Annotated in this window: 24 protein-coding genes and 1 tRNA gene; 19 read left to right on the top strand and 6 right to left on the bottom strand. The window is 43.8% G+C overall.

The annotated features are described in order from the left end of the window. The first annotated feature begins 90 nt into the window (after positions 1-90). The 3 genes from FQ608_RS27860 (at position 91) to FQ608_RS26085 (ending at position 2,028) form a co-directional block, all read left to right on the top strand. A complete protein-coding gene (locus FQ608_RS27860; protein ID WP_262885541.1) occupies positions 91-213 on the top strand; it encodes a hypothetical protein in 123 nt (40 codons plus the stop codon). 26 nt (positions 214-239) lie between these two features. Further along, the gene (locus FQ608_RS26090) at positions 240-434 is read left to right on the top strand and encodes a hypothetical protein (protein WP_158861452.1); all 195 of its coding nucleotides are present in this window, start codon (positions 240-242) and stop codon (positions 432-434) included. 331 nt (positions 435-765) lie between these two features. Beyond that, on the top strand, positions 766-2,028 hold the full coding sequence (locus tag FQ608_RS26085; protein ID WP_158861451.1) for a M14 family metallopeptidase: 1,263 nt from the start codon (positions 766-768) through the stop codon (positions 2,026-2,028). 108 nt (positions 2,029-2,136) lie between these two features. Here the strand turns inward: FQ608_RS26085 and FQ608_RS26080 are convergent. Next, positions 2,137-2,218: transfer RNA gene (locus FQ608_RS26080), tRNA-Leu, on the bottom strand. A 60-nt stretch (positions 2,219-2,278) separates the two neighbouring features. Beyond that, a complete protein-coding gene (locus tag FQ608_RS26075) occupies positions 2,279-2,740 on the bottom strand; it encodes a GNAT family N-acetyltransferase (protein WP_158861450.1) in 462 nt (153 codons plus the stop codon). 195 nt (positions 2,741-2,935) lie between these two features. Here FQ608_RS26075 and typA point away from each other — a divergent pair, with 195 nt between their 5' ends. The 3 genes from typA (at position 2,936) to FQ608_RS26060 (ending at position 6,477) form a co-directional block, all read left to right on the top strand. Next, positions 2,936-4,747 (top strand): translational GTPase TypA, encoded by a 1,812-nt coding sequence (typA, locus tag FQ608_RS26070; protein WP_158861449.1) that lies wholly within the window; start codon positions 2,936-2,938, stop codon positions 4,745-4,747. A gap of 384 nt (positions 4,748-5,131) precedes the next feature. Next, on the top strand, positions 5,132-6,106 hold the full coding sequence (gene pfkA / locus FQ608_RS26065; RefSeq protein WP_158861448.1) for a 6-phosphofructokinase: 975 nt from the start codon (positions 5,132-5,134) through the stop codon (positions 6,104-6,106). Positions 6,107-6,117: 11 nt separating this feature from the next. Next, entirely contained in the window at positions 6,118-6,477 is a 360-nt protein-coding gene (locus FQ608_RS26060; protein WP_158861447.1) for a hypothetical protein, read from the top strand. Here FQ608_RS26060 and miaA read toward each other — a convergent pair. Then, on the bottom strand, positions 6,462-7,376 hold the full coding sequence (gene miaA / locus FQ608_RS26055) for a tRNA (adenosine(37)-N6)-dimethylallyltransferase MiaA (RefSeq protein ID WP_394351690.1): 915 nt from the start codon (positions 7,374-7,376) through the stop codon (positions 6,462-6,464). The two genes, FQ608_RS26060 and miaA, sit on opposite strands and share 16 nt — an antisense overlap. A gap of 53 nt (positions 7,377-7,429) precedes the next feature. On the opposite strand from miaA, the gene FQ608_RS26050 reads away from it, so the two are divergent. Genes FQ608_RS26050 through FQ608_RS26030 form a run of 5 tightly spaced genes read left to right on the top strand, consistent with a single transcriptional unit; the run spans position 7,430 to position 11,184 of the window. Beyond that, positions 7,430-8,185 (top strand): Hpt domain-containing response regulator, encoded by a 756-nt coding sequence (locus FQ608_RS26050; protein ID WP_158861445.1) that lies wholly within the window; start codon positions 7,430-7,432, stop codon positions 8,183-8,185. Further along, positions 8,178-8,558, top strand: a complete 381-nt coding sequence (locus FQ608_RS26045) for a response regulator (protein ID WP_158861444.1) — start codon at positions 8,178-8,180, stop codon at positions 8,556-8,558. The genes FQ608_RS26050 and FQ608_RS26045 overlap by 8 nt, the downstream gene beginning before the upstream one ends. Before the next feature lie 11 nt (positions 8,559-8,569). After that, positions 8,570-8,848, top strand: coding sequence for a hypothetical protein (locus tag FQ608_RS26040; RefSeq protein ID WP_158861443.1), 279 nt, complete (start codon positions 8,570-8,572; stop codon positions 8,846-8,848). After that, complete coding sequence (locus tag FQ608_RS26035) at positions 8,845-9,606, top strand: MBL fold metallo-hydrolase (protein WP_158861442.1); 762 nt, start codon at positions 8,845-8,847, stop codon at positions 9,604-9,606. Before FQ608_RS26040 ends, FQ608_RS26035 begins: the two co-directional genes overlap by 4 nt. 3 nt (positions 9,607-9,609) lie before the next feature. Next, a complete protein-coding gene (locus FQ608_RS26030; RefSeq protein ID WP_158861441.1) occupies positions 9,610-11,184 on the top strand; it encodes an NFACT RNA binding domain-containing protein in 1,575 nt (524 codons plus the stop codon). Between the two features lie 78 nt (positions 11,185-11,262). Here the strand turns inward: FQ608_RS26030 and pyk are convergent, their stop codons facing one another. Beyond that, positions 11,263-12,693, bottom strand: coding sequence for a pyruvate kinase (gene pyk / locus FQ608_RS26025; protein WP_158861440.1), 1,431 nt, complete (start codon positions 12,691-12,693; stop codon positions 11,263-11,265). 17 nt (positions 12,694-12,710) lie between these two features. Beyond that, complete coding sequence (locus tag FQ608_RS26020) at positions 12,711-13,139, bottom strand: IPExxxVDY family protein (protein WP_158861439.1); 429 nt, start codon at positions 13,137-13,139, stop codon at positions 12,711-12,713. Positions 13,140-13,288: 149 nt separating this feature from the next. Here FQ608_RS26020 and FQ608_RS26015 point away from each other — a divergent pair, with 149 nt between their 5' ends. From FQ608_RS26015 to FQ608_RS25995, 5 genes are read left to right on the top strand one after another with little or no spacing between them, the layout of a single operon-like run. After that, positions 13,289-13,525, top strand: coding sequence for an acyl carrier protein (locus tag FQ608_RS26015; RefSeq protein ID WP_010855324.1), 237 nt, complete (start codon positions 13,289-13,291; stop codon positions 13,523-13,525). A gap of 21 nt (positions 13,526-13,546) precedes the next feature. After that, a complete protein-coding gene (gene fabF, locus FQ608_RS26010) occupies positions 13,547-14,800 on the top strand; it encodes a beta-ketoacyl-ACP synthase II (RefSeq protein WP_158861438.1) in 1,254 nt (417 codons plus the stop codon). A gap of 2 nt (positions 14,801-14,802) precedes the next feature. Continuing rightward, complete coding sequence (gene rnc, locus FQ608_RS26005) at positions 14,803-15,546, top strand: ribonuclease III (protein ID WP_158861437.1); 744 nt, start codon at positions 14,803-14,805, stop codon at positions 15,544-15,546. A gap of 17 nt (positions 15,547-15,563) precedes the next feature. Then, positions 15,564-17,417: an NAD(+) synthase gene (locus FQ608_RS26000; RefSeq protein ID WP_158861436.1), complete on the top strand. Its 1,854-nt coding sequence runs from the start codon at positions 15,564-15,566 to the stop codon at positions 17,415-17,417. Between the two features lie 31 nt (positions 17,418-17,448). Further along, positions 17,449-18,555: a prolipoprotein diacylglyceryl transferase gene (locus tag FQ608_RS25995; protein ID WP_158861435.1), complete on the top strand. Its 1,107-nt coding sequence runs from the start codon at positions 17,449-17,451 to the stop codon at positions 18,553-18,555. 27 nt (positions 18,556-18,582) lie between these two features. On the opposite strand, the gene yidD is transcribed toward FQ608_RS25995, so the two are convergent. Beyond that, on the bottom strand, positions 18,583-18,804 hold the full coding sequence (gene yidD, locus FQ608_RS25990) for a membrane protein insertion efficiency factor YidD (protein WP_199856479.1): 222 nt from the start codon (positions 18,802-18,804) through the stop codon (positions 18,583-18,585). A gap of 74 nt (positions 18,805-18,878) precedes the next feature. On the opposite strand from yidD, the gene FQ608_RS25985 reads away from it, so the two are divergent. The 3 genes from FQ608_RS25985 (at position 18,879) to FQ608_RS25975 (ending at position 23,353) form a co-directional block, all read left to right on the top strand. Beyond that, complete coding sequence (locus tag FQ608_RS25985) at positions 18,879-20,342, top strand: BamA/TamA family outer membrane protein (protein WP_234364413.1); 1,464 nt, start codon at positions 18,879-18,881, stop codon at positions 20,340-20,342. A gap of 78 nt (positions 20,343-20,420) precedes the next feature. Beyond that, positions 20,421-21,248 carry a PorV/PorQ family protein gene (locus tag FQ608_RS25980; protein ID WP_158861434.1) on the top strand — a complete coding sequence of 276 codons (828 nt, stop codon included), beginning with the start codon at positions 20,421-20,423 and terminating at the stop codon, positions 21,246-21,248. After that, positions 21,245-23,353, top strand: coding sequence for a ComEA family DNA-binding protein (locus FQ608_RS25975; RefSeq protein ID WP_234364412.1), 2,109 nt, complete (start codon positions 21,245-21,247; stop codon positions 23,351-23,353). The genes FQ608_RS25980 and FQ608_RS25975 overlap by 4 nt, the downstream gene beginning before the upstream one ends. The last annotated feature ends 7 nt before the right edge of the window (positions 23,354-23,360 follow it).

Below are 23,360 nucleotides of genomic sequence, written 5' to 3'. Positions count from 1 at the left end.
GGGAGGGCGATATATGACGACATGCAAAGTGATTTTTCTTTTAAAAATGGAAGGTCCCGAACTGAACCCTATCAAAAAAATCCCAGCGGGATGTCCGATTTAATAGCCTCGGGTTTCAACCCGGGGATTTGTGAATCACGTATTGAGGGTGTTTTGGCCGCCAAAACCGTCAAGTCAACCAACGCTTTACCGCCAAAACCCGTGCCCGGTTGATACAGCATTCCGCGTCGAAACCGACTATGTTCATCCTCCGGACCAAAATTCTGACAAACCCTGGATTGAACAGGAATTCATCCGAGCGACGGGAAGGCAGAGATAAACGGATTCGTGTTTTGGCCGGAAAGGAATGGCACCTCAACCATCCCCGCTGCCAAAACGCAATCGAACTATTCGATCTTTGCCAGGGGCTTCGCTACAGCTACACCCCTGGCTAATGATTTCGCCCCCGTTGTGGCTATCCCGTATCCACTAATATCAATTCCCCAATATTTCGGCTGTAGGCCATATATCAACCATATTTCTACTATATTTCCTTTCAAGATATCCAAAAAACCTCACCTACTTTAATATCAATCAATATCCAATATCCCAATATCAATCAATATCCAATATCCCAATATCAATTTTCCAATATTTCGGCCGTAGGCCATATATCAACCATTTTTCCACTATATTTCCTTTCAAGATATCCAAAAAACCTCACCTACTCTAATATCAATCAATATCTAATATCAATAAATATCATTCACAATAACCACTTTTCCCATGCAGAAACATCTTCACTATTTTCCAAGTCTAATAGCTTTATTGCTAATAATTTCCTCCTGCCAACAGAAAACCACTGTCTGGCAAGGCCAGGCTCCCATAAGCGTCGTACCTACGGAGACGCTTCCGATACAGTTGCAGCTTAAAGATCATTTTGATGTAGGTCGGGGAATTGTAGTCTCCAATACATTTGAAGGGGCGCGAATGAACGGGGTTGCCCTGACAAGGGATACGCTGCTGACGGTTTTAATTAGCCCCGAAAACGCACCCATAAATCCAAGTCCGTGGTATGCTTTTTCTTTGGTAGCTCCTGAGGAGGAAAAGATAACCTTGAAATTAACTTATTCCCCTGGAAGCTTTCACCGCTACTATCCTAAAGTAAGCCGGGATGGAAAAAACTGGGTAAACCTCGATACGGCAGCCTATAGGCTAATTCTTCCCGAGGACACGACGGCCCGACCGATCGCCGCACTACTACGACTAAACCTCAGCCCTGACACCTTATGGGTTGCTGCACAGGAATCTGTAGGTACTGGCCCAGTACGGGAATGGACAACCAAAATGGCTGAAAAACCCCATCTAAAAAGACAGGTGATTGGTCAAAGTCATGAAGGTAGGGATTTGGATTTACTACAGATCGGAGACCCAGACTCCAAAAAGCTATTGATGATCATGGGGTTACAGCATCCCCCCGAGATACCCGGCTATATGGCGATGCAGGCTTTTGTGGAAACGTTGGCCGGAGATAGTGAGTTGGCAAGGCGGTTTCGGCAAAATTTCACCACCATGGTGGTTCCGATGGTCAATCCGGACGGGGTGGCACACGGTCACTGGCGGCACAATAGGGGAGGAGTGGACATCAACCGGGACTGGCAAAACGTCCACCAACCGGAAATTCAGGCTGTCCAGACCTTTATGCAGCAAATTGAACGGGAAAACGGGGCGAAGTTTTATGTAGCAATAGACTTTCACTCCACGTGGGAGGATATCTATTATACTGTGAATCCGGAGCTAAAGGGGAATATGCCGGGCATTATCCCTGAGATGATAGCCGCATCGGGCAGGGATCTGCCTGGCTACGAACCAAACATACGACCAAGTCCCGGATCCGGCAACAGTGTGACGTCCAACAGCTACTTTTTCCATGCCCATGGGGCCGAAGCGCTGACCTACGAAGTCGGCGACAATACTCCGAGGGACTTTATCCGAGAAAAAGCCGTTGCGATGGCCAACCGACTAATGGAAGGGATGCTGGAGCGGTAAATCTACAGGTCGGATAAGTTTTGATTAGGGTTGGTTTATTTATCCGGTGGGTTTTGCCAGATGTTTTAACATAAAAAAAGCCTTTCTCCTCAACGAAGAAAGGCTAAGTGCGCACGAGAAGATTCGAACTTCCACACCCGAAGGCACCACCCCCTCAAAGTGGCGTGTCTACCAGTTTCACCACGTGCGCAGTGGAAAGGTCTGCAAAAGTAGAAAGGAAAAGCCTATCGTGCAAGGGCTATGCTAAAAACTAAAACACTATTTCCATCTTTATATCACAGCGCTGGTATTTGCCGGATTCGATCGGCACTTCCACAAACCCAAGTCGATGGTAAAGGCGTATCGCTGGAGAGAGGCAGGTATTGCTGTAAAGAACGACACGGTTTGCACCTTGCCCTTTGGCCCACTGCACGGCACTTTCGGCAAGCAGTTGACCTATAGACCTCCCCTGCGCCTGAGGAGTGACCCCCATTTTAATCAATTCATACACACCGTCCTCTACCCATCTCATGGCGGCAGTGCCTACTATCTGTCCCTTGTACTCGGCAAACCACACCTGCCCTCCCTTGTCCACAATGTTCTTCCGGGGATTCTCCAGCTGCTCGCGGTCAAACGCTTCTATAGAAAAGAATTTTTCAATCCATTCTTTATTAATGGACAGGAAATATGGGGCTAAATCATCCTGAAATTCCTTGATTATAACAGCTTTCATGGAGCAAAAATAGGGGATTGTAGGACATACCACAACTATTCCGACTACCTGTCAACTCTTTTTATTCGGAATATTCCTAATCCATCATATATTCTTCAAACCAAAGTTATTTCATTATTAAACTGTTAAAGAACTCATAGTTCAATTTATTTCCGGAATTTTATGTTTACTTTTGCACCTTAATTTAAATGAAACATGCAGAGTATCCGAAATATCGCGATCATCGCACACGTAGATCATGGCAAGACTACGCTGGTAGACAAGATCATACATGCCTCCAAAATCTTTCGGGAGAATCAACAATTTGAAGACCTTATCTTGGACAACAATGACTTGGAAAGAGAAAGGGGAATCACCATTCTCTCCAAAAACGTGTCTGTCCGCTATAAAGACCACAAAATAAATATCATCGATACCCCCGGTCACGCCGACTTCGGCGGTGAAGTGGAGCGGGTGCTCAAAATGGCCGACGGGGTAATTCTCCTGGTAGATGCCTTTGAAGGTCCGATGCCTCAGACCCGGTTTGTATTGGGTAAGGCACTAGCCTTGGGTTTAACACCTATCGTAGTAATCAATAAGGTTGACAAGGAAAATTGCAGGCCCGACGAAGTACATGAAGCCGTATTTGACCTTATGTTCAATCTGGATGCTACGGAAGAGCAATTGGAATTTTTTACACTTTACGGATCTGCCAAAAACAACTGGATGGGCCCGGATTGGAAAAACCCAAATGACTCCATTTTCCCCCTTCTCGATGCTATCATAGAATACATTCCCGAACCGAAAATCGATCAAGGAACCGTTCAAATGCAGATTACGTCTTTAGATTATTCGAACTTCGTTGGGCGGATTGCAATTGGACGTGTGAAACGTGGCACAATTAAAGACGGAAGTCAACTGTCCCTCTGTAAAGCAGATGGAGTCATCAAAAAGGTGAAGATTAAAGAATTACACGTTTTTGAGGGATTAGGAAAAAATAAAGTGTCAGAAGTGCTCGCTGGCGATATATGTGCCGTAACAGGTATTGAAGATTTTGAGATCGGCGATACGTTGGCTGATTTGGAAAATCCGGAAGTATTGCCGAGAATCTCCATTGACGAGCCTACCATGAATATGCTCTTTACCATCAACAACTCCCCGTTTTTTGGTAAAGAAGGAAAGTTTGTAACTTCAAGGCACCTAAGGGACCGCCTGTTTAAGGAAACGGAGAAAAACCTTGCATTGAAGGTGGAAACCACAGACAACGAAGATAAATTTTTGGTATATGGCCGTGGGATCCTACACTTGTCCATCCTGATCGAAACTATGAGAAGGGAAGGGTATGAGTTGCAAGTGGGTCAACCACAGGTGATTTATAAAATTATTGACGGTATGCGTCATGAACCTATTGAGACGCTATACGTTGATGTACCTGAGACTACCGCAGGGAAAGTCATCGAACTTGCCACCCAACGGAAAGGTGAATTGCTCGTGATGGAACCGAAGGGAGATTTGCAGCATTTAGAATTTAAGATACCTTCCAGGGGACTGATTGGACTTAGAAACAATGTACTTACAGCCACCCAAGGTGAGGCGATTATGAATCACCGATTCACGGCATATGAGCCTTTCAAAGGGTCCATTCCTGGAAGGATAAACGGTTCCCTGATCTCCATGGAAGGAGGTCAATGTACCGCCTATGCCATTGACAAGCTACAGGATAGGGGCTTCTTCTTCGTGGATCCGGGAGAGGAACTATACGGCGGTCAAGTTATAGGCGAGCACAGCCGCGACAACGATATCGTAGTCAACGTTCAGAAAGGCAAAAAGCTTACCAACATGAGAGCTTCTGGTTCGGACGATAACACTAAAATCGCACCTGCGAAAAAGTTTTCGTTGGAAGAAGCCATGGAATATATTCAGAAAGACGAATACCTTGAAATAACGCCCAAAAGCATCCGGATGAGGAAAATTTATCTGGAGGAAAATGAGCGAAACCGAAAATCAAAAGAGCAACAAGCACTTTAACCCTCGGAAAGGATGATTTAACAATCATCCTTTTTTTTGGGGAACCTACGGAAAAATTGTTTAGCTAACCGATTTAAAGAATAGTTTGATCATTAAATCGAGCTTAACGAGAAGGTCACACAAAAGGATGATTATCATTGCGAGATTCCACCCCCACTGTTAGTGCGTGGCAAGTTCTGACCGATAAAAATCAAATTATAAACAGATGAAATCGAGCATGACGCAGGCGACGCACGGAGGGATGATTATAATTGCGAGATTCCATGTGGCCATTAAAAAACAATTATAAACACATGAAATCGAGCATGACGTAGCCGTCACACACTGGGATGACTATCAACCATGCGAGATTCCATGTGACCGCTGAAAAAAAATTATAGACACATGAAAAAGATAGCTGTATTTACCTCAGGCGGAGATTCTCCGGGTATGAATGCCTGTATTAGAGCTGTTGTTCGTACGGGAATATACCACGGACTTGACGTATATAGTATAATGTACGGGTACGATGGTATGATTCGGGGAGAAATTAAAAAAATGCAAGCCCATTCTGTCAGCAATATTCTTCAACGGGGAGGCACCATCTTGAAGTCTGCCCGAAGCGAAAATTTCCTGACAAAAGAAGGCCGTAAAAAAGCATATGATCAGCTTGTTAACCATGGCATAGAAGGTCTAGTGGCTATCGGTGGCGATGGAACATTTACGGGTGCTAAGGTCTTTTTTGAGGAATATGGCATACCTACCGTAGGTTGTCCAGGTACGATTGACAACGATATATTTGGGACGGATTTCACCATTGGTTTTGATACTGCGGTCAATACCGCATTGGAGGCTATTGATAAAATACGGGACACTGCAGCTGCCCACGACAGGATATTTTTTATAGAGGTAATGGGCAGAGACTCCGGCTATATCGGAATTGAATGCGGCATAGGCGGCGGAGCTGAATTGGTGATGGTGCCTGAAACAAAAACCAAAATACACGACGTGGTACGATCTCTAAAGGGGCTTAGGAAATCCAAGACTTCCAGCATAATTATTGTGGCGGAAGGTGACGAAGAAGGAGGAGCCTCTGAAGTTATGGAGAAAGTAAAGGCCCAGTTCAAAAATGAGGACAAAGAGTTTAAAGTTACAACGCTAGGCCATATACAACGGGGCGGCAGTCCAACGGCCAAAGACAGGATACTAGGCAGTAGGACAGGAATGGCCGCCGTGGAGGGGCTCTTAAAAGGAGAATCTAACTGCATGGCTGGAGTAATACATGATCGTGTTGTGTATACTTCCTTTGAAGATTGTATCTCCAAAGAAAAGCCCTTGAAAGAGGACTATCTAAGACTACAGGAAATTTTAAGTATTTAAACTGACAGATTATGGGATTTATACCGATTTTCATCAGCTTGGGGGGATTTGTTTTTCTCTTTGTTATGCTTGTAAACTATAATCTCAATAGTAAAAAGAAATTGTATTTTTTCCGATTGGTGTCCTTAAAGAAAATCGTATCTGAAGCCTATCCGGCAATTCCTGTAGGAGATGATGTGGAACTGAAAGCATTAGAACATCAGTTCAGGGAGGCAAAGAAGCAGTCCATATCTTCCCATGATGCTTCGGTAGATACTAAAATTGATTCGCAGTTTGCAGCTTGTAAAATGGCTAGGTTTCAATACCAACGACTTAAGGATACTAAACCCTATTTTTTTGTGGCCAAACTTTTTGGTCATGAGGACATTTGATCTGTGATGAATTTGGTGATCCTGTCTAATTCTGATGGGTGAAACCAAGTATATTCGCTGTCTTTTTTCAACCAGGTCATCTGTCGTTTGGCATATCTACGTGAATTCCGTTTCAATAGGCGTATAGCTTCTTCCCGGTCGTAATTACCGTCCATGTAGTCGAAGATTTCTTTATACCCTACTGTTTGTAGGGCGTTGAGATTTCGGTAGGGAAATAGGAGCGAGGCTTCTTCAAACAGACCCTCTGCTATCATCTGATCCATCCGTTGGTTGATTCGGCTGTAAAGTTCCTCCCGGTTTCTTTCTAGTGCGATTTTGATCACCTCAAAGGGGCGGCTCGCTTTCCTTTTTACCCTAAAACTGCTGAATGGTTTACCAGTTCCTATACAGACTTCCAATGCACGTATTAGGCGTTGTGGATTATGAAGGTCTACTTGTCCATAATATATCGGATCTAAGTTCTTGAGTAGTGCTTGAAGCTCACCGATCCCTTGTTGGTTGTAGGTTTCTATTACTTCTTTCCGGATATCTGCATCCACCTGAGGGATATCGTCAAGACCGTTTGTGAGAGCATCGATATACAGACCTGAACCTCCAGTCATGATGATAGGATTTTGTTGCAGGAAAAGCCTGTCAATAGTCTGGAGAGCATGCTCTTCAAATTTCCGTACATCGTAATCTTCATGGATGGATAGGGAGTTGATAAAATGATGCGGGATTTCCTGCAGTTCGGTGGCTGAGGGTTTCGCAGTTCCTATATTCATTTCCCTATAAAATTGTCTACTATCAGCCGATACTATGGATGTATTAAATTTTTTGGCTAAATTTATGCATAAATCGGTTTTACCTACTGCCGTAGGACCTGAAATAACTAAAAGCTTGTTTTTTTTACTGGTCAAAAGTGAGATTAATGGAGTTTGGCGATCGTTAGCAAAAATAATGAATTTTGAACATGAAAAACAACAAAGTCCTGATTGTCGACGACAATGCATTGAATAGAAGAGTATTTGAAAATATCCTGATGAACAATTATTCATATGATTCTGCCAAGGATGGAGAGGAGGCGATAGAAAAGATTAAATCAATAAAATTTGATTTGATTCTTATGGACATTCAAATGCCAAAGCTGGATGGCATTTCAGCACTTAGAATTATAAAGGAAGATAATCTGACAGCTTCACCCGTAATAGCAGTTTCCGCATACTCTAACCAGACTGACCGGGAATATTTTTTATCCACCGGTTTTGACGATTTTATTGCAAAACCCGTAAAGCCCAGGGATCTGTTGGAAACCATCCGTTTTCACTTGGAAAAAAGCGGACACCGGGCGGAAGAAACGCAATCGAGCGTTAACGATGTTATTTTCGACGAAAGCGTTATATTGCAGCTAATGAAATACCATACCCTTGATAATATCAAGTCAGTATATCATGATTTTTTGGAGGAAGCAGAAAATTTGGTAAACGAAATAAAAATTTTGTTAAATTTAGAGAAATTTGAAGAAATAAGTGAGAAATTGCATATCATTAAGGGAAATTCCGGAACTTTAGGCATTTCTAATATTTTCATGGTGTCTTCCAAGTTTGAGACAGACCTTAAAAATGATAATTTTGCGCATTCCGATGAGTATTATTCGCAACTGGAGAAGTGCCTGGTAGATTTTCGCGCAAATATGAACAATAATAAATTATTTGAAAAGTATGAATGAATCTAAAAGAGTATTAGTAGCGGAGGATAGTTCGGTAATCATTAACTTAACTAAAAATGTGTTGTTGTTTGACAACTTTAAGATTACTTCAGTAAAAAATGGTAAGCAAGTGCTGGAAAAACTTCAGAATGAAGACTTTGACATAATCCTTATGGACATCAACATGCCTGTGATGGATGGTATTACATGCACTCAAGCGATTCGGGCCCTGCCGGATAAGAAGAAATCCAAAATACCAATCATTGCCATCACGGGGAACTATAAGAATTTTACGCTGGATGACTTTATTCAGCATGGACTGGACGATTATGTTCAGAAACCCCTGGATTATGATTTGCTTTTATCCACTGTGAAAAAACATGCATATAAATAGGAAAATAGGTAATGGCTGTCAAGTATACCAAAACCTACCTGGAGAAAATAGAGCTTCTTTTTTCAGAAACGACCTATCACCTCAGGTACGAAAAGGGAAGTTTTAAAAGTGGTTATTGCATTTTGAAGAACAACAAAGTGATCATTGTTAATAAATATTTTACTCTAGAGGGTAAAATAAATGCCTTGTTGGATATTTTGAAAGAACTGCAGCTAAACCCAATGTCATTCGAAAACAAAAAGGCACAGGAGTTTTTGACAGAACTCCAACAAACAGAATTAAAACTTTGAGAGTTACTTTTCTAGGTACAGGAACATCTCAGGGCATACCGGTGATCGGTTGTGAATGTGGTGTTTGCAAATCCTTGGATTTTAGGGATAAGCGATTTAGAACTTCAATTCACATATCGGTCGATGGACAGAGTTTTGTGATTGATTCGGGTCCAGATTTTAGGTCGCAGATGTTACGGGAACGCATTGTCAGGTTAGATGCCTTGATTTTCACCCATGAGCATAAAGACCACACAGCGGGGATGGACGATATACGCCCCTTTAATTTTCGGCAAAATAAGGATATACCCATTTATGGAACGCCTCCCGTCATCAATCAGCTTAAAGATGAATTTGCATACGTGTTTTCAGAGGACAAGTATCCGGGAGCTCCAGGAGTGGAGGTGAATGAGATCAGCAATAATCCCTTTGAGATCAATGGCATCAAGGTCATACCCATTCAGGTGTATCATCACAAATTGCCTGTGTTTGGCTATAGAATTGCAGACTTTACCTACATCACCGACGCCAACTACATCCCCGAGGAGGAAATAGAAAAAATCAGGGGAACTCGGGTACTCGTTCTCAACGCCCTTCAAATAAATTCACACGTTTCTCATTTTAATCTGAGCGAAGCTCTGGAGATGGTAGATCGGATACAGCCGGAAAGGGCCTATTTTACCCACATCAGCCATCGGTTGGGCCGGAGCCAGGAAATCGAAAATACGCTTCCTCCAAATGTCTCTCTGGCTTATGACGGACTAAAAGTACAACTTTGAACCATGCACCTCAATTACCATTATTTTAGGTTCCTATGTCCGGCACTGGAAAGGCAGATCGCCTCGGGGGTGATTACAGCGTGTTTTTCGCAAAGTAAGGACGAGCTGGTAATTGAGGTGGATCGGGAAAATGGAGAAACCTTCTTCGTCGTCGCCCATCTACTCCCGGCCGCACCATGCCTGTATTTTCCTGCTGATTTCAAAAGAAGTAAAAAGAACAACGTAACCCTATTCCCCGATATTTTGGGCGAAAAAATTGGTGAGATCCGTCTTTTTGCCTATGAGCGGGCGTTTTCCTTTCGATTTGAATCCGGCAAGCAGTTGCTATTTAAAATGCATGGCAGCCGTAGTAATGTTCTGTATTTCGATTCAGAAACCTCCGCACCCCATCAGATCTTCCGAAACGAATTGCAGGATGATTGGAGACTCACGCCGGAGGAATTGGACAATCCGCTAGATCTTAGTAAGGAACGTTTCATTGCGCTGGAGGGTAATGCTTCCCAGTTTCTCCCCACACTTGGTAAATTACCCCGAGCTTGGCTAAAGAAGGCCGGGTATCTGGAAGCCGACCTGGACACGAGGTATAGCCTCATACACGAGGTCATGGATTTGTTGGATAGCTCTTTCTTCTCCATAGTACAGGAAGATGGACAATATTTGCTTACACTCCTGCCATCGTCTACCGCAATATTCGCCACAGCCGACCCCTTGCTTGCGGCAAATGCCTATTACAAACATGCTGTCATCCGGCAGGGGTTTGACAAGGAGAAGTCCCAACTGATGAAGTCGCTGTCCCACCAGCTTAAAAAGACCCATGCCTACATAACGAAGAGCTATCAAAAACTCGAAGAATTAGAGACCGCAACCTCCCCTGGTCAACTGGCGGATATTATTATGGCCAACTTGCATCAGATTCCGCTAGGTACCGAAAAGATAACGCTTTATGATTTTTATCGGGATCAAATGCTGCCTGTCACCCTGAAGCGGGAGCTAAGCCCACAGAAGTTTGCCGAGAATCTATACCGTAAAGCGAAAAACCGAAAAAAGGAAATCGCACAACTGGAAAAAAACATTGGAGAAAAGGAAAAGCATGCAGAAATACTCCTAGCGCAAAAAGAAGAAGTTGCCGGTCTGACACATTTCCGGGAACTAAGAGGCTTTATCAAAGAGCAAGGCTTGTCATCAGCCTCTAAGGAAATTCTGGAATCGACACCGTACAAACGGTTTGAAGCCGAAGGATTTGATATTCTGGTAGGTAAATCAGCCAAAGCAAACGATGAATTACTCCGTCGATTTGCTTGGAAGGAGGACTTATGGCTTCATGCCAAAGATGTTTCCGGGTCCCATGTGTTGATCAAATACAAATCAGGCTTGACCTTTCCCAAATCCGTTTTGGAACGGGCAGCTGAACTGGCCGGATATTATTCCAAGAACAGAAATGAAAGCCTCTGTGCGGTGATTTATACCCCTGTCAAATTTGTCCGTAAAGTAAAGGGATCCGCTCCCGGCGCAGTGATGGTTGACAGGGAAAGCATCCTGATGGTGCGTCCCGTTGGTCCTGAGGGCGAAATAAAATAAAATCCACCGCTCACACATATGGATTTGATGCGTGTTGAGCGGTGAATGATATATTTAATGAAATGTGCGTAAGGTTGATTACCCAACAACATGGATTTTAAGCATGTTTGTTCTCCCCTGGCCTTTTAGCGGCATGCTTGCGGTATTGATGATAACATCGCCTTCTTTTACATGATTTTCAGACTTTAATTGCTTTTCAATATCTTGAAAAGTAGCGTCGGTAGAAATCTGCTCGTCATAATAATAAGCTCTCACTCCCCAGACGAGGCTAAGTTGGGTAATTAATTTTTTATTTTTGGTGAAAATAAAAATATTTGCAGAAGGGCGGTGGGAAGAAAGTCTGAACCCTGTAAATCCTGAGTATGTGATCCCGACAATAGCTGCTGCTTTTACATTTCTGGACAACCTGCTTGCCATAAGTAGGAGGTTGTTACTCAAGAAGCTTTCTGTATCCTCAGGAATTTTATACAAATTGTGGTAAATTTCCCCGTTCTTCTCAATATAACCAATGACACTGGACATGGCTTTTACGGCAGCTATAGGGTAGTTTCCTGAAGCCGTCTCCGCAGACAACATAACTGCGTCCGCACCATCCAAGACTGCAGTGGCGACATCATTAGTTTCCGCTCTTGTGGGTCGGGGATTGACAATCATGCTTTCCATCATCTGCGTGGCGATGATTACAGGCTTGCTGGCAATCTTACACTTTTCCACCATTTTCTTTTGCCAAAGTGGCACTACCTCCATGGGTACTTCCACACCCAGGTCTCCCCTTGCTACCATGATGGCGTCAGTTTCGGCAATGATGGCGTCAATATTCTCCAAGGCTTCTGGCTTTTCTATCTTCGCGACGATTTTACAGGATTTCCCAGCTTTATTGATGCGTTCGCGCAGATCTGTGATGTCCTCTGCGGACCGCACGAAAGATAACGCTATCCAGTCGACTTCGTTGGCCAGTCCGAATTCCAAATCGATTAAATCTTTTTCTGTCAAAGAAGGGGCGGATACACGGGTATTGGGCAGGTTAATGCCTTTTCGCGATTTCAATATTCCTCCGTGTAAAACGGTGCAGTTTACGTTCTTTCCGTCCGTATTCAGTACAACGAGTTCAAGGTTACCGTCATCGATTAAAATTCGGTCTCCAGGGACTACGTCATTGGGAAGATTTTGGTATACCGTACTGACGAGCGAAGCCGTTCCAATGACGGGTTCGTTGGTGATGGTGATAGTTTCGCCGGGAATAATTAGTACACCGTTGTTTTCGACTTCTCCTACCCGAATTTTAGGTCCTTGAAGGTCCTGTAGGATTCCGATATTTAAATTATAATCGGTGTTTATTTTTCTGATTTTTTCTACAACTTTGGTATGGCCTTCATGGTCTCCGTGGGAGAAATTAAGCCTGAATATATCGGTGCCGGCCATCACCAGCTCGATTAAGGTCTCATCACTGTTACTTGCTGGGCCAACCGTGGCCAAAATCTTTGTCTTATTAAAGATAGGTACTCTCATTTTTTAATTTTTAGTTTTTAATATGTTAATAGGTTATCCCTTGACTTTAATTTTATCACATCCAGTTTTACTACATTCTGTATTTCCTTCATTTTAGAAAGATTTTCAATATACGTATTTATATTTATTTCAAGAGTATAATCCTGAAACAGTAAAAAGTAATCCATTATTTTGAGTTCGGGCACCAAATAACCGGCCCGACCTGCTACCGGGTAGGACCTATTTCTCAATAATTGGATAAACCCGTATTCTTTTTCCAAAATATATTGAGAAATAATCAATGCCGGTTGATTGGTAAATTCCATCCTGAAATCCACTCCTTTTTTGAGGTCAAAACCCAGGCATGAATTGATCAGCCAGGCCAGTTTATAGTCCTTTAAAGGGGCTACCAGGCCTAAAAGATCAAAATCATAGGATGACTCAACAAGGAGTTTATTTTTCTTCATTTAGGAAGAATTTAAAAAAACAAAGGTAAAAATAATATCCCAACTTCTGCCTTTGAAAGGAAGTTCTTAAATTTAGTATGGCATTTTTTTTGACATTAAGGTTTTAAATAATTTTCTTTGCGGAGTGTTTAAACTAAACTGATCACAAAATGTCTGAAATTGCACAAAAAGTAAAAGCCATTATCGTAGATAAATTAGGCGTAGAAGAATCTGAAGTTACTCCTGAGGCTAGCTTCACCAATGATTTGGGAGCGGATTCTTTGGATACCGTCGAACTTATCATGGAATTCGAAAAAGAGTTCAACATTTCCATCCCGGACGACCAGGCTGAGCAAATCGGAACGGTGGGTCAGGCGGTTAGCTATTTGGAGGCTAACGTTAAATAATCCCATACTTAAAATCATTTTATGAATTTAAGAAGAGTAGTTGTAACAGGTTTAGGCGCCCTTACACCTATCGGTAAAACCGTCCCGGAATTCTGGGAGGGTCTTTCGGCAGGTGTAAGTGGTGCCGCACCTATTACCCGATTTGACGCTTCTCTTTTCAAGACCCAATTTGCCTGCGAAATCAAGGATTTCAATGTAGAGCAATACCTAGATCGGAAAGAAGCCAGAAAAATCGACCCGTATGCCCAATACGCCATGATAGCCGTAGAGGAAGCCATGAAGGATTCGGGTATCGATCTGGAAAAGATTGATTTGGTAAGGGCTGGAGTTATCTGGGGTTCGGGAATCGGTGGGTTACGTACATTTCAGGATGAAGTAACCGCTTTTGCCACTGGGGACGGTACGCCAAGGTTTAATCCGTATTTTATACCGAAGATGATAGCGGATATTGCCGCTGGTTTTATTTCAATTAAGTATGGTTTCCAGGGCCCCAATTTTGCGACTGTTTCGGCATGTGCTTCTGCTACCAATGCTTTAATCGATGCGTTTAATTATATTCGCTTGGGTAAGGCAAACCTGTTTATTACAGGTGGTTCTGAGGCAGCTGTCTCCGAGGCAGGGGTCGGAGGGTTCAACGCGCTGAAAGCGCTCTCCCAGCGAAATGATTCCCCGGAGACCGCCTCCAGACCTTTTGACAAGGACAGGGACGGATTTGTACTGGGTGAAGGCGCAGGAGCCTTGATATTGGAAGAATATGAACATGCGAAAGCTCGCGGAGCCAAAATCTACGCTGAACTAGTAGGCGGCGGTATGACCGGCGATGCCTATCACATGACAGCCCCCCATCCGGAAGGTAGGGGAGCAGCTAACGTTATGCGTTTTGCGTTGGAGGATGCGGAAATGAATCCGGAAGATATAGATTATATCAACGTGCACGGTACCTCCACTCCTTTGGGAGATTACAGTGAAATTCAGGCCATACAGAAGGTCTTTGGTTCGCATGCCTATAATATGAACATAAGCAGCACCAAGTCCATGACGGGACACCTGCTTGGTGCCGCGGGCGCTGTTGAGGCGATTGCCTGTATCCTAGCCATGAACAACAGTCTGGTGCCTCCGACCATCAACCATTTCACCGATGACGAGGAACTGGATAATTCCCTAAACCTGACTTTCAACAAGGCGCAAAAGAAAGAAATAAATGTAGCGCTGAGCAATACCTTTGGATTTGGAGGGCATAACTGTTCCATCATATTCAAAAAATTAAACGGGTAAATGTGAAAATCCTACGTTTACTTAGATTTCAAGAGCTTGCGTATTCCCGACAAGACAAAAGGCTTGCTCTCGCTGTCAAAATGATAGTCGGTAGCAAGCCTTTGAATTTATCCCTTTACAAACTTGCCTTAAAGCATTCTTCAGTAGCCCAAGAAACAAAAAACGGCATTAAAATATCCAACGAACGTTTGGAATACCTGGGAGATGCTGTCCTGGGTACTATTGTAGCCGAATACCTTTTTATGAAATTCCCATATAGGGATGAGGGGTTTTTGACCGAGACAAGATCAAGGATCGTCAATCGGGAATCACTCAATCAGGTCGGTCTCAAAATTGGTCTTTCAAATATAGTGCAGCATGAGCTGGGCGTTAAAAGCCCCTTTTCCTTTAAATCAATCTACGGGGATACTCTAGAGGCATTAATTGGAGCCATTTACTTGGATAGAGGCTATCGATTCTGCAGAAATTTCGTCAGCAAACGCCTGATTATGCCCTATTTTGACTTGGACGATATCATCAGTACGACGACCAATTTCAAGAGCAAGATTATAGAGTGGTCTCAAAAAGACAACCACAACATCGATTTTATTCTAAAATCTGTCACGGGAACCCAACGATTTAAGGAGTTTATTGTTGAATTGCATATCGATGGTCAAATCCTCACTGAAGGGAAAGGCAGTACCAAAAAAAAAGCAGAACAGGAAGCGGCAAAATTTGCCTGTGAGCAGCTTCGGCTGGCTATCTAACCAAAAATCATCTCACCATGTCCACACTCATCATTGGGGGTGCTACCGTAAACCAAACACCGCTCGATTGGGAAGGTAATCTCCAAAACCTGACCAATGCCCTGGCTGAAGCTAGGAAAGCAAACGTTGACATCCTTTGCTTTCCTGAGCTATGCATTACCGGATATGGGAGCGAGGATTTATTTTTAAGTATTTGGTATCCCCGAAAGGCATTGACCTACCTGCAAAAACTGATTCCGCTTGTAGAAGAAATGACCGCCTGCGTAGGGCTACCCATTCGCTTCGAAAACAAAACCTACAATTGTATCGCCGTTATCGAGAATCAGGAACTAATAGGGATTGTCGCCAAACAATTTTTGGCTATAGATGGGGTGCATTATGAAAGCCGATGGTTCACTCCCTGGACAGCCGGTAAAACCATGCCTTTCGATTTTTTTGGAAAAGAGGTTCCGTTGGGAGATATTGTTTTCGAGACAAAGGGTTTCCGCTATGGATTTGAAATTTGTGAGGATGCATGGAGAGGCGATCAACGTCCCGGATTTCGACTCAAGGACCGACAAGTTGATTTAATTTTCAACCCAAGTGCCAGCCACTTTGCCATGGGAAAGAGCAAGCTCAGGGAAGACTTGGTCAAATCCAGTTCCAAGCAACTGAATTCAGCCTATTTCTACGTCAATCTCCTGGGCAATGAAAGTGGCCGAATGATCTTCGATGGTGAGGTCATGCTTGGTCAGCGGGGTAAACTTTTGCTGAAAAACCGACTTTTGGCGTTTTCCCCTTATCAGGTACTTACCTATGCCCTTACTAAGAGTGTTGGAGATAAATCTTCTTTGGTTTCAAAACATGTCAAAAATGAAGAGTTTGTTGCTGCAGCATCCCTGGCTCTTTTCGACTACTTAAGAAAGAGTAAAAGCCGGGGGTTCGTACTTTCACTGAGTGGGGGAGCGGACTCTTCCTCCATAGCCATATTGGTGGCTGAAATGGTCCGCAGAGGCATTGTGGAATTAGGCACGGAAACCTTTCTGGAAAAAATAGGAAGAAGTAAAGATATCCACTCTAGCAGTAGCGTAGAAGAAATAATCGGAGCGATTTTTACCGTTGCCTACCAAGGTACGGACAATTCCTCCCTAGAGACGCTGAACAGTGCCAGAATGCTGGCGGAGAGTTTGGGAGCTACTTTTTATCATTGGAGTATCTCGGAGGAAGTTGGTTCCTATACACGTAAGATTGAGCAGGCATTGGGAAGGACCCTCACCTGGGAGGGTGATGATATCGCCTTGCAGAATATTCAGGCAAGAGCAAGGTCTCCTATTATTTGGATGCTGGCCAATATTAACAATTCGCTTCTTCTAACCACATCTAACCGAAGTGAAGGTGATGTCGGCTATACCACAATGGACGGAGATACCAGCGGCAGTATCTCTCCTATTGCAGCTGTAGATAAGCATTTCATCCTGCAATGGCTAAGGTGGGCGCAGCGAAGCCTGGGATACAGTGGACTAAAAGGGGTGAACTCGCTGCAACCTACAGCGGAACTGCGGCCCTTGGAAAACAAGCAAACCGATGAGGACGATCTCATGCCCTATGCCGTCATTGTGGCAATTGAGCGGCTTGCCATCCGGGACAGACGCTCTCCTGCCGATATTTATCTGATATTGGGGGAGGAACTGGATATATCCAAAGCCATCCTGAAAGGTTACGTTACCAAATTTTTCCGGCTTTGGTCTCGAAACCAATGGAAAAGGGAGCGCCTTGCCCCCTCATTCCACTTGGATGAATTCAATGTGGACCCCAAAACATGGTATAGGTTCCCCATCCTTTCCGGAGGATTTGAGGTAGAATTAAGTGAATTGGAAACATTAGAAGAATAATAATGCTATTTTAGCAAAAAAAAATCAGGTCATGATGCATGCAGTTTTACAATACATTGTCTGGAGTCCAAACCCAGCAGTTTTTTCCGGGTTTGACCGCCTGAGATGGTACAGCCTATTCTTTGCGCTTGGGTTTATCATCTCCCAGCAGATCATGATGTATATTTTCCGAAAAGAAGGCCATGACGAGCGGCTGGTGGACAGGTTGACCATTTACATGGTGGTTGCCACCATTTTGGGAGCAAGGCTGGGACACGTGCTATTCTATGAGCCTGAGAAATACCTCAGCAACCCAATCGACATCCTGAAGGTATGGGAAGGTGGATTAGCAAGCCATGGCGCTGCCATAGCCATTCTGATAGCCCTTTGGCTATATGCGAAAAAAACTCCAGGTCAAAGTTACCTTTGGGTAGTTGACAGGATTGTCATTGTAGTGGCCCTGACCGGAGCACTTATCCGGTTTGGAAATCTAATGAATTCCGAAATCGGCGGAAAGGCCACGGGGACGGACAGCGGTTTTGTTTTTGCGCGGGAGACGGAGGAAATCCTAGAAACCATGAAGCTTCCCCTGGAGGATGTATCAGCCTATAAGCCAGTAGAAAGAGAAAGTGAGTTGACGGGTAGCGGGATCGTTCCTTTGAATTTTGACCTGAAAATCTCCAAGGGATCTTTTGAGGAGCCGGAACTAAGGGAAGCTATAGAGCGGGACGTCAAATATGCTCTGACGCGGTTTCGAAGTTCCCAAAAATACCTGTCAGAGGATGTGTCCTCACCACTCAACTACGACCTTTTAGATAAAGGAGATCACTACCTCGTCATAGTCAAGACATTCGGGATAACTAAATATCCGACTCAAATTTACGAATCCCTGTCTTACCTACTGATTTTTATCTTGCTTTTACTTGGCTGGATGAAATACAAGGAAAGAATTCCTGAAGGATTATATTTGGGCTTGTTTTTGGTTTCAGTCTTTGGGATGCGTTTTATTTGGGAATTTTTGAAAGAAAACCAGGTAGACTTTGAAGAAGACCTCACATTTAATATGGGGCAGGCATTGAGCATACCCCTCGTGTTGGGAGGTATAGCTTTGATTATCTATGCCTTGAAAAAAGGCAGTCCTCAGCAAAGAGAACTATAGTTAATCTATCCTAGTTTAAAAAGTCAATCAAGGCACCGGGTCATGCCCGTGGCCGCCCCAGGGGTGACACTGGGCAATCCGCTTTATGCCAAGCCATCCTCCCTTCAAAACCCCGTGCCGCTTGATGGCTTCTATCATATAGTTGCTACATGTGGGGGTAAAACGGCATGATGCGGGAAGCAAAGGGGAAATAAGATATTGGTAGACCAATATGGGGAAAATGGCAATGTTCTTGAATAGTTTTCTCAACTTTTACATATTTAATATACTAAATTAAATATGCAACTGTTTAGTTCTTCGAGCACCTTAAATATCTGATAAATTTGAATTTTAATTATCGTACTGCCATTCCTTTTCTTTCAGTTTTGTGCTTTCTGATAATGAAGGTAGACGGAATTGCATTCGCTCAAATCGAATCGGTGCCTGATTCTAGCACTGTACAAAGCCATGTGCCAGATTCGGTAACCGTAAACAATATCTTTCTAGTAGGCAATGAAAAGACAAGGCAGCGAATAATCTTAAGGGAGCTGGATTTAAGTAAAGGTACCACCTATGCATGGGAAGAATTCGTTGTGTTGATAGCAGCTGATCAAAAGAAGGTTTACAATCTCCAGCTTTTCAATACAGTAGAGCTAACACCTCTTTTTACTGCGGAAGATCAGGTAGAATTGCTACTTACGGTAAAGGAGCGCTGGTATATTCTTCCCAGCGTAATATTCACCTTGGCAGACCGTAACTTTTCGGAGTGGTGGATCAATCAGAACAGGGATTTTTCAAGAGTAAACTACGGGCTTAAATTAGACCACAACAATGTGGGGGGAAGAAATGAGAAATTCCGCATGATCGGTCAATTGGGTTTCACCCAGGCCCTTGATCTGCAATATACTAAGCCGTACATTGATAATAAGCAGCGGCATGGATTGGGAGCCCGATTTACTTATTTCACAAATAAGACCATTGCCGTTAGATCTGGTGACAACAGACAGTTCTTTTACACCAACGAAGAGGAAGATATTCTCAGGAGGACTATAAATTCAACATTAACCTATACCTATAGAGGGAGTTATTATAATTTTCACTACGTTACATTGGGTTACCAGGATACCCGGATCCACGAGGATGTGCTTAGCCAAAATCCAGCGTATTTTCCTGATTCAAAAACCCAAATTCAGTATTTTGCTGCTTCCTACAACTATCGGCATGATAAAAGGGATAATGTTGCCTACGCAACAGAAGGTCAACTTTTGAACATCGGAATCTCCCAATATGGAATTCTGGCTAGCGATGACATACGACATACTGAAATATCAGTTTTGGCAAATAAGTATATGCGACTTGGAAACAAATTTCACATTGTCAGTGGAGTTTCTGCTTCTTCATTTCTTGATAAAAGACAGCCCTATACCTTGGTCAGGGGAATTGGATACAACCCTGATTTTATCCGGGGATATGAAATCAATGTTATCGAAGGGCAACGGTTGGTTGTTCATAAAAACAGTCTAAGGTACGAGCTGTTAAACCTCGCATTTGACATTTCGGATTATATGCCTATTGAAGAATTTGCAGTGTTTCCATTTAGAGCCTATCTCAGTGCCAACTTTGACCATGGCTATGTCAATGATAGAAACCGCCTTCCCGAAAACATGAGGCTTACCAACAAATACCTGTATGGGTATGGCTTGGGGCTGGATATTGTTTCTCTCTACGATCTCGTTTTCCGGTTTGAATATTCGATTAACAATCAGGGAACTGGGAATTTTTTCATCAATGTTAAATCCCCATTATAAAATTTCTTTTTTTGCTTTTCAATTACATTTTTTTGCATTAAATTAACACTGTTTTTGTTTTTTAGCCCTTTTATTTTTATGAAATGGTTGGGATATATTTCTTTGATAATACTTTTGGCCAGAGGTCACTTGGTAACAGCGCAAAGCGGTGTGGAAGTGCTGCCCCGGGGAGCTAGAAGTATGGGCCTGGCCAATGCGAACGTCACCTTGGCCGATGCATGGAGTGTGTTTAACAATATTGGAGGCATTGGCAGCGTGGAGGAGTCTGAATTTTTTGCCGGGTATGATCACCGGCTGGGATTAAACGAACTTACCACCTTGGCTGCCGGAGCGGTTTTCAATGGAGCATCGGGTGCATGGGGAATAGGGTTATCCAACTACGGGGGAGATCTGTTCAACCAACAAACTATTGGCGTAGGATATGGCAATCAATTGGGAATAGCCAGTTTGGGAATTAAAATTAATTATTTCCAAACCAATATCGAAGGATTTGGACGGGGAGCGGCACCCATTGTGGAGGTAGGTGGAGTTGCCGAACTGACTCCTTGGCTGTTTTTTGGGGCTCACATGTATAATGGGACTAGATCCAAACTAAGTCAAGTCACCGGAGAATATTTGCCAATGATCGTGAGGTCAGGACTTTCCTTCCGGCCTACAGAAGGGCTTATGATCAATCTCGAAGCCGAAAAGGAGGTTTATTTGGCTCCACAACTAAAAGTGGGCGTCGAATATAGCCTAAGGGAGAGGCTTTACGCAAGAACAGGTATCAATACCCACCCACAGCAGGTGTTTTTTGGTATTGGATTTTCGCCCAAACGGTACCGTTTTGACTATGCCATGAGCCAAAACCATCAGTTGGGTTTTACCCATCACGTATCGTTCAATTATCTGTGGAATGAGCCGTGAACCGGTACCGCTACATATCGGTCCTTTTGGCCTTTCTTCTTTTTCAGCGCGGCCTTTTTGCCCAAGAGGAAATCCGAAGTGAAATCGATATAGAAGCCTTTATCGAAGAGTTGTTTGCCATACAGGAAGAGGAAATAAACTATGAGGACCTCTATGAAAGCTTACTTCAAATCCACCTTAACAGACTTCCCCTCAACCAGGTTCAAGCAGAGGGACTACAATCACTATATATACTATCCCCACTTCAGGTAAACAGCTTCCTCGCCTATAGAGAGGAGATAGGGCCTTTGCTTTCCATCTATGAACTGCAGGCTGTACCACACTGGGACCTGGAAACCATCCGCAAAATCGTTCCCTTCGTAACGCTTCGAACCAATGGTATACGGGGCAGTGAAAATCTATGGTCCCGAATGAAAAAGGAAAGGGATGCCTATCTTATGGTTAGGCATCGGAGGGTGTTGGAAACCCGTAAGGGATTCACTCCTCCGGATACGCTAAGTGGCGGCAGACTTTCTACCCGCTATGTCGGCGATCCCAACGATATGTATGTTAGGTTTAGAGTACAGCATTCCAATGACTTTAGTATTGGAGGCACGTTGAATAAAAGCCAAGGGGAGGCATTTACCTGGGATCCTGGAACCCAGCGGTACGGGTTTAATTTCGCTTCTTTTCATGCCACGCTGCATCAAAAGGGGAGGTGGAAGAGTATTGCACTGGGTGATTACCAACTTCAATTTGGGCAGGGATTGGTGTACGGGGCGGGCTTTTCGGTAGGAAAAGGAGCTGAAGCCATCACCACCGTTCGTCGGAGTACCTTGGGGATTCGTCCCTACAGCTCGGTATTGGAATTTGGCTTCTTCAGAGGAGCCGCCGCCACCTATCAGCTTGGCAATTGGGAAGTGACTGGTCTTTTCTCCCGTGCTCCACGGGATGCTCGTATTCAGGTACAATACGACAGCCTGGACCAACCCGAGGAATATTTCTCCTCCTTACTACGCAGCGGTCTTCACCGAACTCCATCAGAAATATCTGCTAAGGCTCAGGGAGGAGAGGAAAACGTCGGTGGAAATCTCCACTATCGCAGCCCAGATAAGAATTTTCATTGGGGAGTAAATACCCTATTTACTACCTATAGCCAGGCCTTTATCCCAACTCCAAGGATATACAACACCTTTGAATTTAGGGGAAAATCGAATCAGGTACACAGCACCTACTTTTCGCATAATTATCAGAATTATTTTTTTTTCGGGGAGACGGCCATATCCAAAAGTGGCGGTCAAGGGACTGTACTTGGCGTGATGAGCAGCTTGCATCCGCACGTAAACCTGTCCCTGCTTTGGAGAAAATTTGACCGTAATTTCCATACCTTCTATGGCAACGCATTTTCGGAAGGCACCCGCCCCATCAACGAGGAAGGGGTGTACATGGGCATGTCCTTTTCTCCTAACAGAAAATTTTCCTGGAACGGATATTTCGATTATTTCAAGTTTCCCTGGATGAGATTTAGGGTTTATGCGCCGTCCCATGGAATCGAATGGCTTTCAAGATGGAGTTACAAACCTGACAAACGTACTCATTTATTCCTCCAAATCCGGCAGGAAACTAAAAGCAGAAACGTGACCGCTGCATTTCAGGAAGGACCGACCTACAGGCTTGCCCCGGGAAAGCGCAGTAACCTCGTGTTTAGCCTTGATCACCAGTTTTCCTCCCAGTGGTCAATGAAATCCCGCATACAAGCCAGTTCATTTGAATTGAGCGGAGCCAAAACTTCAGGATTTGCCCTAGTGCAAGATTTACAGGGACAATGGGACAGGGTGCGAATCAGCGGTAGAATAGCCTTATTTGATACGGAGGATTATGAAAACAGGCAATATGTGTATGAGAAAAACGTCTTGTGGGCCTTTTCACTGCCCACCTACTATGGTCAGGGTTTCCGTTATTATCTATTGGGGCAATGGAGAATAAGCCCACAACTGACACTGTGGGGAAGATGGGCCAAAACCACCTATACCGACAGAGAACGTATCGGTACAGGCCTTCAGGAAATATTAGGGAATACGCTTACAGAGACTACCGCCCAGTTGAGGTATCAATTTAACAGGTAGAAATGAG

It is taken from the genome of Lunatibacter salilacus (assembly GCF_009797935.1).
Lineage (GTDB): Bacteria > Bacteroidota > Bacteroidia > Cytophagales > Cyclobacteriaceae > Lunatibacter > Lunatibacter salilacus.
Note: the sequence above shows the minus strand (reverse complement) of the source record. Positions and strands in the feature narration are given on the sequence as shown.